The following is a 15,573-nucleotide window of genomic DNA, read 5'->3' on the forward strand; positions in this document are numbered from 1 at the left end:
TATAAAAAGAAGAGTGAATACGTAACTCCTTATCACCAATAAGGGGTCGTTTTTACACAGAATAAAATCATATACACAGAATTGTGATTGCGAAAAGTGATGTTGAAATTGTTATTTCTTGAATAAAACAAATTAATTATTGAAATGTTCTACTAATTACATTTCTATATAGGGTTATTATTGATTTGAGTAATTTAACTCAATAAAAGTATGTAATGTATTATGATAGAAAAACAACAAAAAAAAAGTACAAGTATACAGGTTGCACTAAATACAGGTGTGTTATATGCTAGGATGCTTATTTCGATGGGGATTTCATTCTACTCTGTGCGTTTAGTGTTGAATGCGTTAGGGGCTGCAGATTTTGGACTTTTTAACTTGATTACAGGCGTCATAGCAATGTTTGCGTTTTTGAATGCAGCAATGACAACCTCAACACAGCGATATCTTTCATTTTACCAGGGTGCAGGTGACTTAGGTATGCAAGTTAAAGTTTTTGCAAACAGCTGGATTTTACATATAATAATTGGATTGATTATTGTAATAGTGCTACTGGCTCTTTCTCCATTTTTTTTTGATGGTTTTTTAAATATACCTATTGACCGTGTTTCTACGGCGAAGTCAATATATTATTTTCTTGCTGCGTCTATGTTCTTTACAGTTGTTACTGTTCCATTCACAGCTTTGCTTAATGCTCACGAAAATATGTTGTGGCTAGCTGTTGTAATGATTATAGAGTCATTTTTGAAATTAGTGGTAGCTTTTTCATTAACTTGGTTTGCTGAGGAAGACAGGTTGTTTTTTTATGGATTTCTAATGGTAGGTGTTACGATTGTCTCTTTCGTACTTTATGCCATTTTTTGCTTTAAAAAATACAAAGAGTGTAGCATAAGAAGGTTTGCAGTAGATAAAGTTCTGCTGAAGGAGTTAGGAAGTTTTGCGGGGTGGAATTTGTTTGCGAATATATGTTACGTTCTAAACACACAGGGGATTAATGTTCTATTGAATGTGTTCTTTGGTATAATGGTTAATGCTGCTTATGGTATAGCAAACCAGGTGAATGGGCAAGTAAGAGGTCTTTCATTCACTTTATTACAGGCACTTAACCCGCAAATTATGAAAAGTGAAGGGATGAATAATCGGCAGCGTACATTGACAACTGCTATGTGGGCAACTAAACTAGGCTTCTTTTTAGTATCGTTTTTTGCAATTCCGCTTATTTTTCAAATGCCAGTGGTGTTAAAATTTTGGCTAAAAAATGTACCAGAAAACACAGATGTTTTTTGTTCGTTATTTTTAATTGCTACGCTAATTAATCAACTAACAGTAGGTATAACTCCGGCTATTCAGGCCATGGGTAATATAAAAAAATTTCAGATAACTATAGGAAGTGTTGCGTTACTTACTCTGCCTATTTGTTATTTATCGCTGAAATATGGAGGAATGTCAACAACTTTCGTTTTTGTTGTTATTGTGACGGTTGAAATTATTACAGGATTTTTGAAGATCGTTATTTTAAAGAAACAATCAGGAGTACCTATTAGTGAATATTTGAAATCAGTAATAAAAATGGTTATACCGATTTGTATTACTTGTGCCTTAGTTTATCTAGCTACAAATTGGATTCAGCATTCAGGTATTCGTTTTGTTCTAACTTTAGCAATCAGCTTTATTCTGTTTCCAGTGGTATTTTATTTTATTGGATTAGAAACCGTTGAAAAAAATCAAATAGTAGTTTTAATGCAGAGACTGTTGCCAGGTAACAAAAAAAGTAATACAAGATGAAAGACAATGATTATGCTCCTTTAATTTCTATTGTAGTTCCTATGTACAATGTTGAAAAGTATATTGTGAAATGTATTGATTCAATTATTGGACAGTCCTATAGAAATATTGAACTTATATTGGTAGATGATGGCTCACCGGATAATTCGGGACATATTGCTGATGATTTCTCGAAAAAGGACGATAGGATAAGAGTTATTCATACAAAAAATCAAGGTGTTAGTATTGCGCGTAATCTGGGAATTGAAAAATCTATTGGTGAATATATTGTATTTGTTGACGGAGATGATTATTTAGGTTCTGATTATGTTGAATATATGTTAGGGATAGTTGAAAAGACAAATGCTGACTTTGTAATGTCAAAATACTGCTTCAAGTTCCCAGGCAATGTACAACAAGTAGAAAATGATGAAATAAAAATTTATACACCTGACGAAGCAGCTGCGTTGCTTTTATACCCAGGTTACGTTGAAATAGGTTGCTGGAATAAAATGTTTAAAAGGGGGTTTCTTGTTAAAAATAAGATTTCTTTTTTAAGCGAATTTTATATGGGGGAAGGGTTAAATTTTATTGTAGTAGCTGCGCAATTATCAAAAGGGGTAGGTGTTGGAAACAGGAGAGTTTACTATTACAGGAAGGACAACCTTAATAGTGCAACAACGGTATTAAATGTTCCTAAGTTTGCTAATGCATTAGCCGCTTTGGATGATATAGAAAAAAAATCAATAATCCATACCTCTCATTTTATGAAAGCATTAGAATTTCATAGATATCTTGCTGCTTTTATGGGATTGAGTACTATATTATTAACTAAATCGAAAGAAATTTATCAAATAGAATATAATACTTACTTGTCTATTATAAGAAAAGGTGCTTTAAGTTTCATTAAAGCAGATGTAGCAATTGGCTTAAAAATACAAATATGGATGTACTGTGTTAATCCAGAACTTGTTTTAAAAGTGCGCAATCTTCTTGACAAGATAAAAAGTAAAAGATGACAATTTAATTTAGGTAATATGACTATACAGAAAAATGTAAAAAAAGTAGGCATAATAACAATGCACAAAGTTGAAAATTTTGGCTCGGCTTTACAGGCTTATGCTTTACAGAAAATAGTTTGTGATTTTGGTTATGATTGTGAAATAATAGATTATATATTTCCTAATAAATATCATAAACAATTTAATGAGAATAAATCTATCAAGTATTCGTTTTTAAAATCAATAATTCCAAATAAATTTTTATCTGCTACATATCGTGATAATGTGGAGATTAAAAAGTTTTGGAAAAAGAATTATAAATTATCAAAAACGTATAATTCAAAAGAAGAATTACAGCAAAACCCACCAATTTATGATATTTATATAACTGGAAGCGACCAGGTTTGGAATACTCGCTTTGTGAAAGGGGATACTTCTTTTTTATTGTCTTTTGCTCCTGATTCTGCGAAAAAGATTTCATATTCTTCAAGTTTTTCATCAGATGAAATAGATAAAAATTATGAAGATACATATACGCAACTGCTAAGCAGCTATAACAGGATTTCTGTTAGGGAAACTAGTGGCGAAAATATTGTAAAGACTCTAACTGGTAAAGAGTCAATAACTGCACTTGATCCAACTTTTTTGCTCACATCTCAAGACTGGGAGAAAATGTGCGAGAGAGATAATAAACTGTATGAAGATGAAAATTATATTTTTGCATATGTTTTGGATTATGCTGTTAAATGTACACCTTATATTTACGAACTCATTAAATATTATAAAGAAAAAACCGGTTATCGCGTTATATATCTTGACCAGCAAGCTAAACTGCCTGAAGAGTTAATTGGTCTTGTGGAGCGACCTGATCCAGTAAGCCCGGAACTTTTTGTTAGTTTATTCAAGAACGCAAAACTGGTTATTACTTCGTCATTTCATGGTACTGCATTTGCTGCAAATTTTGGCAGTCCTTTATATTCGGTAGTTAATGAAGATTCAGGTAAGGATAGTAGACAGATGAGTTTATTAACTAAACTGGGAATAAGTAACAGAGCTGTAAAGGTGGGTACTCCTTTTAATGAGATAAAAGACGAGTGGAATAGAAAAGAATTATTAGAAAGATTGACGGAATTAAGAGAGTTATCAAAAGGCTATTTAAAAGAAGCATTAGAATCGTAAAATTTAATTTTGAGTAAAATAAAGAAAAGAATTAATGTGGTAAAATTCATTTCGAAAAACCTACTTAAGTAAGTATTTATAGGTTTAATTAATTTTAGATAAATTTAGGAAAAAATGAATGTACTTGTCTCTGTAATAGTTCCTATTTATAATGTAGAAGTGTACTTACGGGAGTGCATAGATAGTGTGATCAACCAAACATTAAAAGATATAGAAATCATTTTGGTTGATGATGGGGCTACTGACAAAAGTGGTTCGATTTGCGATGAATATGCTTTAATAGACAATAGAATAAAAGTTTTACACAAAATAAATGGAGGGCTTTCTGATGCGCGTAATGCCGGTTTGGAAATAGCAACCGCAAAATATGTCTCTTTTATAGATTCTGATGATTGGGTAGAACCCGACTTTGTTGAAAAACTCTATAATGGTTGTATTCAAAATAAGGCAGAAATAGCATGTTGTGGTCGTATATATGAATGTGAAAGTTATAATTATATAAAATACACTTTAAATAAAGAGACTATATATACACAAACAGAAGCCATAAAGCACATGCTGAAAGGCGATACTATGGATGTTGCAAGTTGGGATAAAATGTATGAGCGAAGATTTTTTGATAAATATAAATTTCCTAAAGGGGAGATACATGAAGATATGGCTATCATCTTCGATATTTTTCTTGAGATTAGCAAATGTGTGCATGTTGCGAGTCCCTTATACCATTACCGACAAAGGGAACAAAGTATTACTAAGCAAAAGTTTTCTGCGAGAAGTTTGGTAATTCTAAAAAACATTAAACATACAAAAGCTTTACTTCATAATAAAACTGAATTGAGAAAAAATGTTGAGGCCTATTACTACAGGATGATTAAAAATTTGTGTGTAGTATTTTTAAATAGTAAAGACAATGCAGGCTTTAGAGATGAGTTTGTATCACTTAAAAACGAGTTAATAGGTAATTTTTTCAAGATTTTTAGTAACAAAGATTTAAAGCTTTCAGATAAATTATCTATACTTTCAGTGATTTCACCTTTTTATGTACGAATTAAAAAGATATATACGGCAGTCAGAAAAAAAAAAAATGCGGTATGACATATAGCGAATATATCCAAAAAGACAAGGAGCAATACCCTTTTTTGTTTTCTAAAAAGGAATGGTTAAAGAAACTCCTTTTCAGAGAACACGAATATATTATTTGGAAATATATCAAACTTCTTCGTAAGGAAGAGTATTACCACGCTAAAGGGAATATGCTTTTTAGCGCTTATTACAGAAGAAGAAAAAATCTTTTGGGAGAAAGGCTGGGATTTACTATCCCTAAAAATGTTTTTGGTGAGGGTTTACTGATATGGCATTATGGTAATGTCGTAGTTAATGCAATGGTAAAAGTCGGGAAAAATTGCATACTTCACGGTAATAATTGCATTGGTAATAACGGAAAGGAAGATAATAAAAATCCCGTTATAGGAAATAATGTAGATGTTGGTGTGGGCGCTATAATTATAGGTGATATTACAATTGCCGATAATGTGATAATTGCTGCTGGAGCTGTTGTAACGAAAAGCATTTTAGAATCCCATGTGGTTGTTGCAGGAGTTCCGGCTAAAATTGTGAAACACATTATTTAGTAGGTTTTTATTATGGAGGTATTTATTTTTGTCTTTCTCGGAATTCTATTTAATATCATAGGGTATGAATATCTTGTTGAAAGCGGTGAATCTATTGTAGTTTTATTTAATGTTTTTGAGATAATAAATATATCAATCCTGATCTATTATTGGAAAAAAAACGTTAAGTTAAATTTTATTTTTGTTTATCTATTTTTTTGGTGGTTTGTTTATAATAGTTTGGGATTAATCCGAATGTCATACATAAAAAAATATACTACAGAAGAGTTATGGATAAGCTATTCTTTCCTTATTGTTTCAACTTTATTATTACAGAGTGGCATTTTAATTTCAAGAAATATTAAGGCTACAGGATACTCATTTATTGCAAATTTTAAAATAAGTAAAATAACATACTATATAGTTTCTTTGTTATATCTTGCGTTTGTCGCTTATACAATTGTCCTTGGTGGAGGAATAACTGCTTTTTTTCTTGCAGACTATCAAGATAAAGGAGGGGCTGAAAACAAGACATTGCTGTTTGTTTTAACAGGATTTTTTACTTGTTTCAAATCATTAAACCTACCGTATTATTTTTCGAAGGATAAAAATGACCCTTCAAAATTGGTTGTGTACTCATATTTCTTGCTTTTGCTAATAATGTCTGTAGCATCAGGCTCTTCATTAGGAATAATGGGGCTTGGTATTTCAATGTTGTTTTATAGATACCTGAGTATATCTAAGGAGAAAGAATTATCAATCCTTAAAAAATATATCTATTTTATGCTGGGTTTTGGGCTAATAGCAGGAATGCTTATCCGTTTTAATAGAAATAACTATTCAGAATTCTCTTTTGATGTTTTAAAGGATGCAAAGGAAAATGTTTTTAGCTCTCCTACTTTTGATAGTACAGGCAACTTAATATATATATATAACAATCTAGATCCTATTTATCAGCCAAATCAAATGATTTATCCTTTTGTTAACTTTTTGCCTAGGGCTACATTTACATGGAAGCCTATGGAGTTGGGCAGGATACTTTCTTATAAGCTTTATGGGTTCGAAAGTGAGTCCATCGGAGGATTTGCTCCTACGCCTATGGGTGAATTTTATTATGATTTTGGTTTGCTCGGTGTTTTTTTAGGGATGATAGTTTTAGGTTACGCCATAGGACTTATACAATACAAAATAAATGCAACACCAGAATCTAAATGGAGAAAAGTATTTTTAGTTACCATTGCTGGGCTCACAGCTACTTTACCTGCATGGTATACAGGTTTTGGAGTTCGCTTGGTGTATTTTATATTATTTATGTGGGTTGTTATAAAAATAGAAAAAGTATATTCTGTTTTAAGATTTAAGTAGTAAAGCCTAACTGGTTTTATGCTCCTGAAATAATCTTCACACCCTTGCCAACAGGTTTTCTTAATACGGCTGGTCTAATGAAAATAATAAAAGCAGTTTTCTTTTAAGCTCTCTTTTCCAATGGATAAAGTAGTTAAATAAAATAATCAAATTTTGTACCGAAAAACAAAAATAACCTTCCTTGCCCAGTTTCCTCCTCCCATACATGGGTTGTCTAAGGCTGTGGAAACACTTTATGATTCACCTTTAAATAGGGAATTCGATTTTAGACACATAAACCTTACAAGCAATAAAAAATTTATTGTTAATGTGTTTAAACTATTGTTTTCGAAGAGCAACCTGTATTATTTTACCATTTCACAGACTAAAGGCGGGAATCTTAGGGACTTGATTTTTTTTGCTATACTGAGATTAAAAAGAGCTAAAACATTAATCCACCTACATGGAGGGTATTATCGTACCCTTATAGAAAATGATTGTGGCAGTTTTCAGCGAAAACTGAATTATTCTGCCATGAAAAAAATTAGCGGTGCCATAATATTAGGTAAATCTTTGGAGTATATCTTTGATGGATTAGTAGACCCTGATAAAGTTTTTCAAGTCCCAAACTGTGTGGATGACCAATATCTTATATCACCGGAAAAATTTAATGATAAGTTGCAACTTTTAAAATCAGGAGATAAAATAAAGCTATTATACCTGAGTAATTTTATTGAAACCAAAGGGTATAAAGAGGTACTTTACCTCGCAAAAATGGTTAAAGATTCGGGTTCAGATTTTGAGTTTCATTTTGCAGGTAAGTTTTTTGAAAGTAAAGAAGAAGAGTTTTTTACATCTTATGTTAAGGAGCATAATCTTAACGGATATGTAAAGTACCATGGCGTAGTAAGTGGCAAAGCTAAAATAAACTTGCTTGAAAGTTGTCATGCTTTTACATTGCTTACCCGTTACCCTAACGAGGGACAGCCTATCTCTATATTAGAAGCTATGGGTAATGGTATGACTGTAATAACTACTAACCATGCTGGTATACCAGATATAGTTCAAAACGATACTAACGGGCTGGTGGTAGATAAAGATGTTATAGACATTAATGTGCTATATAAGTACATAAAAGAAATAGATGATGACAGGGAAGCATTAGTTAAAATCCTTGAAAACAATTATAGAAGTGTACTTACTAATTATACCGAAAAGCAATACATAGATAATATGAAAGCCATCTTTGCTAAACTAAGTTAACAGTATGAAAAAAGTAGCATTAGATAAATTTAAGGGAGACGAATTTGATAAAGGGGCAGGTTTTATAAAACAAATGCTATGGTACTTTATAAATGCTTTTTTTGTGCGTGCTTCCTGGAATCCTTTTATGGGGATTAAAATATTTTTATTAAAACTATTTGGGGCCAAAATAGGAAAGGGTTTAGTAATAAAAAATAATGTAATTATTAAGTTTCCTTGGAAATTGGAAATAGGAGACCATTGTTGGATAGGAGAGAATGTGTGGATAGATAATCTGGATGTGGTGAAGATAGGACATAACGTATGCGTATCGCAAGGAGCTATGCTGCTTACCGGAAATCATGACTATACTGTTTATAATATGCCTTTCAGAAATTCTCCTATCATATTGATGGATGGTGTTTGGATTGGTGCTAAGACAGTGGTATGCCCAGGTGTTATAGCAGAAGAAAATTCAATTTTAACTGCCGGATCTGTTATTGTAGGTAAAATGCTTCAAAATAAAATATATCAGGGTAATTTAGCTAAGATGGTAAAAAATAGATTTATAAATTAATTTCGAGCCTATGAATTTATGTAACATTAAATTATAACATTTTAGTTGAAAGACAATTTGATAAAATTAGATTAAACTAAAAAAACGATGAGTGAAATTAATTTAGTTGTTTTTTAATTTTGTAGCAAGAGAAATGAGTAAAATAGAGCTTAATGACAGATATCATTATTTGAGTGTTGATGAAAAATCAGTATCACGCTGGTATGACTATTTTGGTATATTGGCAGATGAATCTACAGGAGTAGTATTAGATGTGGTTGAAGGGAGAAATCAAGAAAGTGTAGACAGCCTGCAATAGGCTTACAAAAAAAAACAAAGGGATGCAGTCAAAACAATATGCATGGCCGCTTTGTTTAAAACAAAGGGATTACTAAAGTTGAAATAATAATTTATTGTATGAAGGTTTCTATTATTACAGTTAGTTACAATCGAAAAGCAACTATTGAACAATCAATAAAGAGTGTCTTAGATCAGGACTATCCGGACATTGAATATATAATTGTTGATGGTAATTCATCTGATGGGACGCAGGATATCATTAAATCCTATTCAGATAAAATCACAAAATACATTTCAGAACCTGATAAAGGTATGTATGATGCAATTAATAAAGGATTAGCCATGGCTACAGGAGATGTGGTAGGCTTAATGCATTCTGATGACGTTTTTTATGATACAGCTGTAGTTTCTAAAATAGTACTTGGTTTTAAAAATAATCCTAATGCAGATGCTATATATGGAGATGGTATCTATGTTACAAATGATGATGAACAAAAAACAGTACGAAACAGAATTGGAGGGGAGTATAAATTTAATAAACTGAAAGCGGGATGGCTGCCTTTACATCCAACTGTATATATAAAAAAAACAGTCTTAGATAAATATGGGAACTATAATTTAGACTTTAAAATCGCTTCTGATACAGAATTTTTATTACGCTATTTATACAAATATAAAATAAATATCGCCTATCTTAATTGTTATATTGTAAAAATGCGCATGGGAGGTCTGAGTACAGATTACAAAAGAGTCTTTAAGGTTTTAAAAGAAGATTATAAGATTTATAAATTTCATCAGATGAATGGATTTAAGGTTGTTTTCCAAAAAAAAGTATTAGCACTATTGCAATACGTTAAAAAATAAGAATTATGAATAATAAAAAGTTTTTTTCAATTTTATGAAGGTTTTAGATGCCTTATCTCGTCACCGGTTTTCCCGTTATTTCAAACTCTTGTTTGTCCTCTGGGATGTGATACTTCTAAATTTTTCTATCGTTTTATCAGCTTGGTTACGATTTGGAAATTTAGATAAGCTTTTTTTAAAAGAGGTACAGACAGTTTCTTTTTTATCCAATTTAATTTGGATTGCTTTATTGTTGCGTAATGATTCCTATCGCATTGTAAGAATAGAGCCTCTGGAATCTATTTTAAAACGTACAACAAAAAAATTCATTTTTCATATTGCCATAATTGCTTTTTTTGTACTTTTTTTAAAATACTCTCAGATTTCCAGACTCAGGCTGATGTATTTTTACACCTGCTTTTTTTGTTTGTTAATGCTCTCCCGCTTTTTGTCAATGGAGGTTTTAAAGTATATACGTGCAAAAGGGTATAATTTTAAAAACGTAATTATTGTAGGAGCAAATGATACAGGAGAAAGAATGCGGAAAATTTTATCAAAAGATTTAACCTATGGTTATCGTTTTTTGGGATTTTTCGATGAAAAAGTGGATCCTTTTGCTTTTATTTCATCACCCATATTAGGAGGATTTCAGGATATTGAAAAATATTTAATTTCTAATGAGGTAGATGAAATGTATATAGCATTGCATATTGATAATGTGAATGTTATTCATGATCTGATAAAAATTTGTGAACAAAACATGGTTCGGGTTAAGTTTATTCCTGATTTTCAGCTATATACAAGGTCGAGTAAGGTCGAAATTTCCTTTTATGAAAACACACCTGTGTTAATGTTTCGAACAGAGCCTTTGGAGTACACAGTAAACAGATTGTTAAAAAAATCATTTGACATTGTTTTTTCTTTAGGTGTTATCGTGTTAATTTTTCCATGGCTCTTTCCGATAATAATGATTTTAATAAAAATAGAATCACCAGGGCCTGTTTTCTTTAAACAAGAGCGTTCTGGTCGTGACAATGAATCTTTTTTTTGCTGGAAATTTAGAAGTATGAGGGTTAACAAAGAAGCGGATAAATTACAAGCCGGAAAAGGAGATCAGCGAATTACTAAATTTGGGGCTTTTATTAGAAAAACCAGTATTGACGAATTGCCACAGTTCTTCAACGTTTTTTTAGGTGACATGTCTGTAGTAGGACCACGTCCACATATGGTCAATCATACGAAGCAATATACTGATCTGATCGGAAATTATTTAGTTCGTCAATATGCGAAGCCAGGTATTACAGGCTGGGCTCAGGTTAATGGTTATCGGGGAGAAACCAGAGAATTGATTGATATGCAAAATAGAGTAGAGTATGATATTTGGTATATCGAAAATTGGAGTATTTTATTAGATATAAAGATAATCATAAAAACGGTTTTCAATATATTTAAGGGTGAAGAAAATGCGTATTAATTTGCTTTTGCTTGTAATTTTATTTTAAAAGTAGTAATTTAACTCTATAAACAATTAAATGTGTTTTGTTGTCTAAAAAGATTAATTAGATAATGAAATTAAAGTTATAGCTTTATATTTGCCACATAAAACCACAATTCTAATGTATTTTAATTTTTCCAGTTTTTCAAATAGAAGCATTCTTTTGATGCTTTTGTCTTTATTTTTTTCCTGTGCCTCTAAAAAAGATATTGTTTACTATCAAAATATTGATGGTATTAATACCTCACAAAATATCGCGTCTTACGAAGTTAAAATTCAGCCAGACGATTTATTGATGATCATAGTTTCTGCTGAAGATCCTGAAATTGCCATGCCTTTCAATTTAACTACAGTAACAATTCCTAATGCATCTAATTTGCAGTCTGCAATGGGACAACAAACTATTCAGTCCTATTTGGTGGATAGAAATGGTAATATTGAATTTCCTGTTTTAGGAAAATTGCAAGTTGGTGGACTGACTCGTACAGAGGTTCTACAATCTTTAAAAGACAAAATAGGGGTTTATATTAAAAATCCAATAATCAACCTGCGAATTATGAATTTTAAAGTTTCTCTGCAGGGTGAGGTGAATTCACCCGGAACATATAGTGTCGCTTCGGAAAGAGTTACATTGATTGAAGCTTTGAGTATGGCAAAAGATTTAACCATTTACGGTAAAAGAAAAAACATCCTTGTTATACGTGAGATTAATGGTGTCAAATCATATAACAGAGTTGATATTACAAAAGCTGATTTTATCAATTCTCCTTTTTATTATCTGGCACAAAATGACATAATTTATGTAGAACCTAATAATACGAAAGTAAATGCAGCAGCCGTGGGGCCTAATACTTCTGTTATTATATCAGCGATTTCAATCTTAATATCGCTTTCTGTTCTGCTTTTTAAATAAATTGATTAAACTAAGACTAAGACAAATGCAAGATGATTTTTATAGTGAGGGAATAGAAGATGAAACAAGAGAAGTAAATCTTCGGGAGCAGCTGGATAGATACATAATCCATTGGAGATGGTTTGTTTTAAGCGCTTTACTTTGTATGGTTTTGGCATTTTTATATTTACGATATACTACGCCAAATTATGAAGCCAGTACTTCTATTTTGGTAAAAGATGAAAAAAAAGGAGGGATGCTTTCTGAACTGTCTGCTTTTTCTGACTTAGGATTAGGCGGTGGATCTATAAATAATGTTGATAACGAAATAGAGATTTTAAAATCACGAACTTTAATAGAATCAACTGTTAAAAAACTCAATTTAAATGTTGCTTTACTTGTTGAAGGAAATGTAGTAGATCGTGATGTCTATGGAAACGCACCAATAAATGTTTATTTTTTGAATAAAACAGAACTATTTGAGGGAGCAAACATTGTATTGAAGTTTGGTATGTTATCTAATGATAATTTCTCTTTGGAAGATGTAATTAGTGATGAAACGATGAGTGAAAATGTAATTCTTTCCTCGAAAAAACAATTTAAATTTGGTGAAAAGATACCTACCACTCTAGGTGTATTAGTTGTAGGAAGGACTGCATTTTATAAACAAAATGACATTGGAAAAGATAAGTCCATTCGAATTATAGTAAGTCCGCTTGAAAATGTAGCAGCAAATTTTAGAAACAGATTAAAAGTAGAACCCATAAGCAAAACAAGTAGTGTTGTTAATGTATCTATAACTGATCCTGTTCAAAAAAAAGCAGAAGATTTTTTGGACACTATGATTCAGATATATAATGAAGACGCAGCTGAGGATAAAAATTTTATATCAGAGAATACATCTAAATTTATAGCTGAGCGTCTGGCATTGATTACAAAGGAATTGGATGGCGTAGAACAGGATGTAGAAAGTTTTAAAAAATCAAACCAATTAACAGATATAGAATCGGAAGCCAAACTTTTTATTGAAGGTTCAAATGAATATGATAAAAAAGGTATTGAAACTGAAATTCAGTTAAATGTGGTTTCGTCTTTACTGGATTTTATAAAAAAAAGTACGAATGCAGATTTGTTACCAACCAATATTATAACCGATAATGGTGATGCAGGAGGTTTAATTACCTCATACAACCAGTTAGTTTTAGACCGTAACCGGATTTTAAAATCGGCTACAACTGAAAACCCTTCGGTAATAAAACTAGATCAGCAGATATCATCCTTAAAAGCCAATGTAGCTGCAAGTTTAAAAAGAATGCAGTCTAATCTAAAGATTCAAAACCGTGATTTAAAAAGTCAGGAAAGAATTCTAAATAGTAAAATTGGTAAAATTCCCGTACAGGAACGTCAGTTCAGGGTTATTGCCAGACAGCAAAAGGTAAAAGAAGAATTGTATTTGTATTTGCTGCAGAAACGTGAGGAAACTGCGATTTCTTTAGCAGCTACTGAGCCCAATGCACGCGTTATTGATGCTGCAAAAGCAAATAAAATTCCAGTAAGTCCAAAGAAAAAAGTTATTTATTTTGCAGCATTGTTAATAGGTCTTTTGATTCCCTTTGGAATTATCTACGGTTATGATTTATTAGATACTAAAATTAAAAGCAGACTAGATCTGGAAGGTAAAACCCAAATACCTTTTATTGGGGATATCCCTACTTCTGATGATGCCAACGAGATCATAAAAACAGAAAGCAGGACGAGTTCAGCAGAAGCTATACGTATTGTCAGGACAAACCTTGAGTTTATGCTGACCAATGTTCCAGATGGTTTAGCAAAAACTATTTTTGTAACTTCTACCTTTCCTGCAGAGGGGAAAACATTAGTATCAGTAAATCTGGCTGCTACATTTGCATTATCCGGAAGGAAAGTTTTACTGGTAGGAATGGATATTAGAAATCCAAAATTTATGGATTATTTTGCAATGCCAAATTTTGGGTTAACCAATTATTTGTCTTCAAACGATACAGACATAAATAAATTCATTATTAAACATAATGATTACCAAAATTTCTACATATTACCATCTGGTGTAATCCCTCCAAATCCGGCTGAATTGTTGATGAGTAAAAATGTGGATACTCTATTTGAAACATTAAAAAAAGAATACGATTATATTATAGTTGATACAGCTCCTGTAAGTTTAGTAGCTGATACCTTACTCGTAGCTAAAAATGCAGATACTTTTGTATATGTAATGCGTGCTAATTTTTTAGAGAAAAGAATGTTATCTATAGCAAATACATTTTACAGAGAAAAGAAATTGCCCAATATGTGTATAGTACTTAATGATACTGATTCTACCAAAGGGTATGGGTATGGATATGGCTATGGAGTCAAAATAGAAAAAAAATCCTGGTTTAGTAAAATCAAAAAAGATATAAGTTAAGTAATAGGTGTTCTACAAAAAAAGGTTCAAAATTTATTTGAACCTTTTTTTGTGATGTTTCGTGAAACAAATGGTTTTTAGAATTTGAAAAACTGATTATTGGATATAATTTCCTTTAATCCTTCGATTGTATTTATTTTTATTCTTTTATCAAACGCATCTATGTGATTGCTATGATGTACATCCGTACCCACAAAATCATACATTCTGTTTTTTAACAACTGTTCAGCAATTTTAGTAACCTCTTCACCGTAGTAGCCTATGACAGCTAATAAATTTAATTGAAACAAACAGCCTGCTTTTTTTAGTCTTTCATATTCAATCAAATTTTTGTGATAAAATAAATAACGTTCCGGGTGCGCTAAAACAGGTTTGTATCCTGCGACCTGTAAATCAAATAAAATTTTATACAACTGTATTGGTGCATTGATATAGGACATCTCTACCAGTACATAATTGTCTTTTAAAGGAAGAAGTTTTTCATTTTGAAAATGCTTTTCAAACCAGTCATCCATAAAGTATTCAGCTGCAGCCAGGAAAGGTTTGAAGGTGTTGGTTTTGTTTAATAGCTGACTTGTTTCGGCATGATTTTCCTGAATAGTCTGAGGAGTGTTATTCCATATATAATGACTAATATGAGGCGTAGTTATGAATTGAGAAACGCCAATATTTTCGAATGATTTTATTAAGCTCTCTGTATCAGATATGGTTTTGGCTCCATCGTCTATGCCAGGCAATAAATGCGAATGTATATCAATATAATCGCCTGATAAAAGATCCTTTAAATGCGGTTTTTGTTTTAAGAATGATAGCATGAGGCAAAAGTAGAAAAAATGGAAGAATTATTTTGTTTATTGCTGGAGTTTTACCCTTCTAAGTTGCGAATAAACTTGAGTTCATTTTC

14 protein-coding genes are annotated in these 15,573 nt (G+C 31.4%); 13 read left to right on the plus strand and 1 reads right to left on the minus strand.

The genetic code is table 11. The features are described 5' to 3' along the window. The first annotated feature begins 222 nt into the window (after nucleotides 1–222). From ACNC7R_RS05855 to ACNC7R_RS05915, 13 genes are all read left to right on the plus strand, one after another. Nucleotides 223–1,785: an oligosaccharide flippase family protein gene (locus tag ACNC7R_RS05855; RefSeq protein WP_417940013.1), complete on the plus strand. Its 1,563-nt coding sequence runs from the start codon at nucleotides 223–225 to the stop codon at nucleotides 1,783–1,785. Then, entirely contained in the window at nucleotides 1,782–2,783 is a 1,002-nt protein-coding gene (locus ACNC7R_RS05860; RefSeq protein ID WP_417940014.1) for a glycosyltransferase family 2 protein, read from the plus strand. Before ACNC7R_RS05855 ends, ACNC7R_RS05860 begins: the two co-directional genes overlap by 4 nt. An 18-nt stretch (nucleotides 2,784–2,801) precedes the next feature. Next, nucleotides 2,802–3,944 carry a polysaccharide pyruvyl transferase family protein gene (locus tag ACNC7R_RS05865; protein WP_417940015.1) on the plus strand — a complete coding sequence of 381 codons (1,143 nt, stop codon included), beginning with the start codon at nucleotides 2,802–2,804 and terminating at the stop codon, nucleotides 3,942–3,944. Nucleotides 3,945–4,058: 114 nt separating this feature from the next. Continuing rightward, a complete protein-coding gene (locus ACNC7R_RS05870) occupies nucleotides 4,059–5,039 on the plus strand; it encodes a glycosyltransferase family 2 protein (RefSeq protein ID WP_417940016.1) in 981 nt (326 codons plus the stop codon). Next, nucleotides 5,036–5,575, plus strand: a complete 540-nt coding sequence (locus ACNC7R_RS05875) for a serine O-acetyltransferase (protein WP_417940017.1) — start codon at nucleotides 5,036–5,038, stop codon at nucleotides 5,573–5,575. Before ACNC7R_RS05870 ends, ACNC7R_RS05875 begins: the two co-directional genes overlap by 4 nt. A 12-nt stretch (nucleotides 5,576–5,587) precedes the next feature. After that, nucleotides 5,588–6,919, plus strand: a complete 1,332-nt coding sequence (locus tag ACNC7R_RS05880; RefSeq protein WP_417940018.1) for an O-antigen polymerase — start codon at nucleotides 5,588–5,590, stop codon at nucleotides 6,917–6,919. 513 nt (nucleotides 6,920–7,432) lie between these two features. Next, nucleotides 7,433–8,161: a glycosyltransferase family 4 protein gene (locus ACNC7R_RS05885; protein ID WP_417940019.1), complete on the plus strand. Its 729-nt coding sequence runs from the start codon at nucleotides 7,433–7,435 to the stop codon at nucleotides 8,159–8,161. Between the two features lie 4 nt (nucleotides 8,162–8,165). After that, complete coding sequence (locus ACNC7R_RS05890) at nucleotides 8,166–8,717, plus strand: WcaF family extracellular polysaccharide biosynthesis acetyltransferase (RefSeq protein WP_417940020.1); 552 nt, start codon at nucleotides 8,166–8,168, stop codon at nucleotides 8,715–8,717. 133 nt (nucleotides 8,718–8,850) lie between these two features. Then, on the plus strand, nucleotides 8,851–9,015 hold the full coding sequence (locus tag ACNC7R_RS05895) for a hypothetical protein (RefSeq protein WP_417940021.1): 165 nt from the start codon (nucleotides 8,851–8,853) through the stop codon (nucleotides 9,013–9,015). 98 nt (nucleotides 9,016–9,113) lie between these two features. Further along, nucleotides 9,114–9,860, plus strand: a complete 747-nt coding sequence (locus ACNC7R_RS05900) for a glycosyltransferase family 2 protein (RefSeq protein WP_417940022.1) — start codon at nucleotides 9,114–9,116, stop codon at nucleotides 9,858–9,860. Nucleotides 9,861–9,894: 34 nt separating this feature from the next. Further along, nucleotides 9,895–11,313 (plus strand): undecaprenyl-phosphate glucose phosphotransferase, encoded by a 1,419-nt coding sequence (locus ACNC7R_RS05905; protein ID WP_417940023.1) that lies wholly within the window; start codon nucleotides 9,895–9,897, stop codon nucleotides 11,311–11,313. Nucleotides 11,314–11,455: 142 nt separating this feature from the next. After that, a complete protein-coding gene (locus ACNC7R_RS05910) occupies nucleotides 11,456–12,247 on the plus strand; it encodes a polysaccharide biosynthesis/export family protein (RefSeq protein WP_417940024.1) in 792 nt (263 codons plus the stop codon). Between the two features lie 25 nt (nucleotides 12,248–12,272). Then, nucleotides 12,273–14,669, plus strand: a complete 2,397-nt coding sequence (locus ACNC7R_RS05915) for a GumC family protein (RefSeq protein WP_417940025.1) — start codon at nucleotides 12,273–12,275, stop codon at nucleotides 14,667–14,669. Nucleotides 14,670–14,746: 77 nt separating this feature from the next. On the opposite strand, the gene ACNC7R_RS05920 is transcribed toward ACNC7R_RS05915, so the two are convergent. Then, entirely contained in the window at nucleotides 14,747–15,484 is a 738-nt protein-coding gene (locus ACNC7R_RS05920) for a tyrosine-protein phosphatase (protein ID WP_417940026.1), read from the minus strand. Nucleotides 15,485–15,573: the final 89 nt, after the last annotated feature.

Origin of the sequence: Flavobacterium adiutor (assembly GCF_048282555.1) — a bacterium.
Taxonomy (GTDB): Bacteria; Bacteroidota; Bacteroidia; order Flavobacteriales; family Flavobacteriaceae; genus Flavobacterium.

What these genes read in the sequence shown, in the direction of transcription:
- ACNC7R_RS05890 (WP_417940020.1), top strand. Translation starts at nt 8,166, where the DNA reads ATGAAAAAAGTAGCATTAGATAAATTTAAGGGAGACGAATTTGATAAA.
- ACNC7R_RS05915 (WP_417940025.1), top strand. Translation starts at nt 12,273, where the DNA reads ATGCAAGATGATTTTTATAGTGAGGGAATAGAAGATGAAACAAGAGAA.
- ACNC7R_RS05920 (WP_417940026.1), bottom strand. Translation starts at nt 15,484, where the DNA reads ATGCTATCATTCTTAAAACAAAAACCGCATTTAAAGGATCTTTTATCA.
- ACNC7R_RS05880 (WP_417940018.1), top strand. Translation starts at nt 5,588, where the DNA reads ATGGAGGTATTTATTTTTGTCTTTCTCGGAATTCTATTTAATATCATA.
- ACNC7R_RS05855 (WP_417940013.1), top strand. Translation starts at nt 223, where the DNA reads ATGATAGAAAAACAACAAAAAAAAAGTACAAGTATACAGGTTGCACTA.
- ACNC7R_RS05870 (WP_417940016.1), top strand. Translation starts at nt 4,059, where the DNA reads ATGAATGTACTTGTCTCTGTAATAGTTCCTATTTATAATGTAGAAGTG.
- ACNC7R_RS05860 (WP_417940014.1), top strand. Translation starts at nt 1,782, where the DNA reads ATGAAAGACAATGATTATGCTCCTTTAATTTCTATTGTAGTTCCTATG.
- ACNC7R_RS05895 (WP_417940021.1), top strand. Translation starts at nt 8,851, where the DNA reads ATGAGTAAAATAGAGCTTAATGACAGATATCATTATTTGAGTGTTGAT.
- ACNC7R_RS05905 (WP_417940023.1), top strand. Translation starts at nt 9,895, where the DNA reads ATGAAGGTTTTAGATGCCTTATCTCGTCACCGGTTTTCCCGTTATTTC.
- ACNC7R_RS05885 (WP_417940019.1), top strand. Translation starts at nt 7,433, where the DNA reads ATGAAAAAAATTAGCGGTGCCATAATATTAGGTAAATCTTTGGAGTAT.
- ACNC7R_RS05865 (WP_417940015.1), top strand. Translation starts at nt 2,802, where the DNA reads ATGACTATACAGAAAAATGTAAAAAAAGTAGGCATAATAACAATGCAC.
- ACNC7R_RS05910 (WP_417940024.1), top strand. Translation starts at nt 11,456, where the DNA reads ATGTATTTTAATTTTTCCAGTTTTTCAAATAGAAGCATTCTTTTGATG.
- ACNC7R_RS05900 (WP_417940022.1), top strand. Translation starts at nt 9,114, where the DNA reads ATGAAGGTTTCTATTATTACAGTTAGTTACAATCGAAAAGCAACTATT.
- ACNC7R_RS05875 (WP_417940017.1), top strand. Translation starts at nt 5,036, where the DNA reads ATGACATATAGCGAATATATCCAAAAAGACAAGGAGCAATACCCTTTT.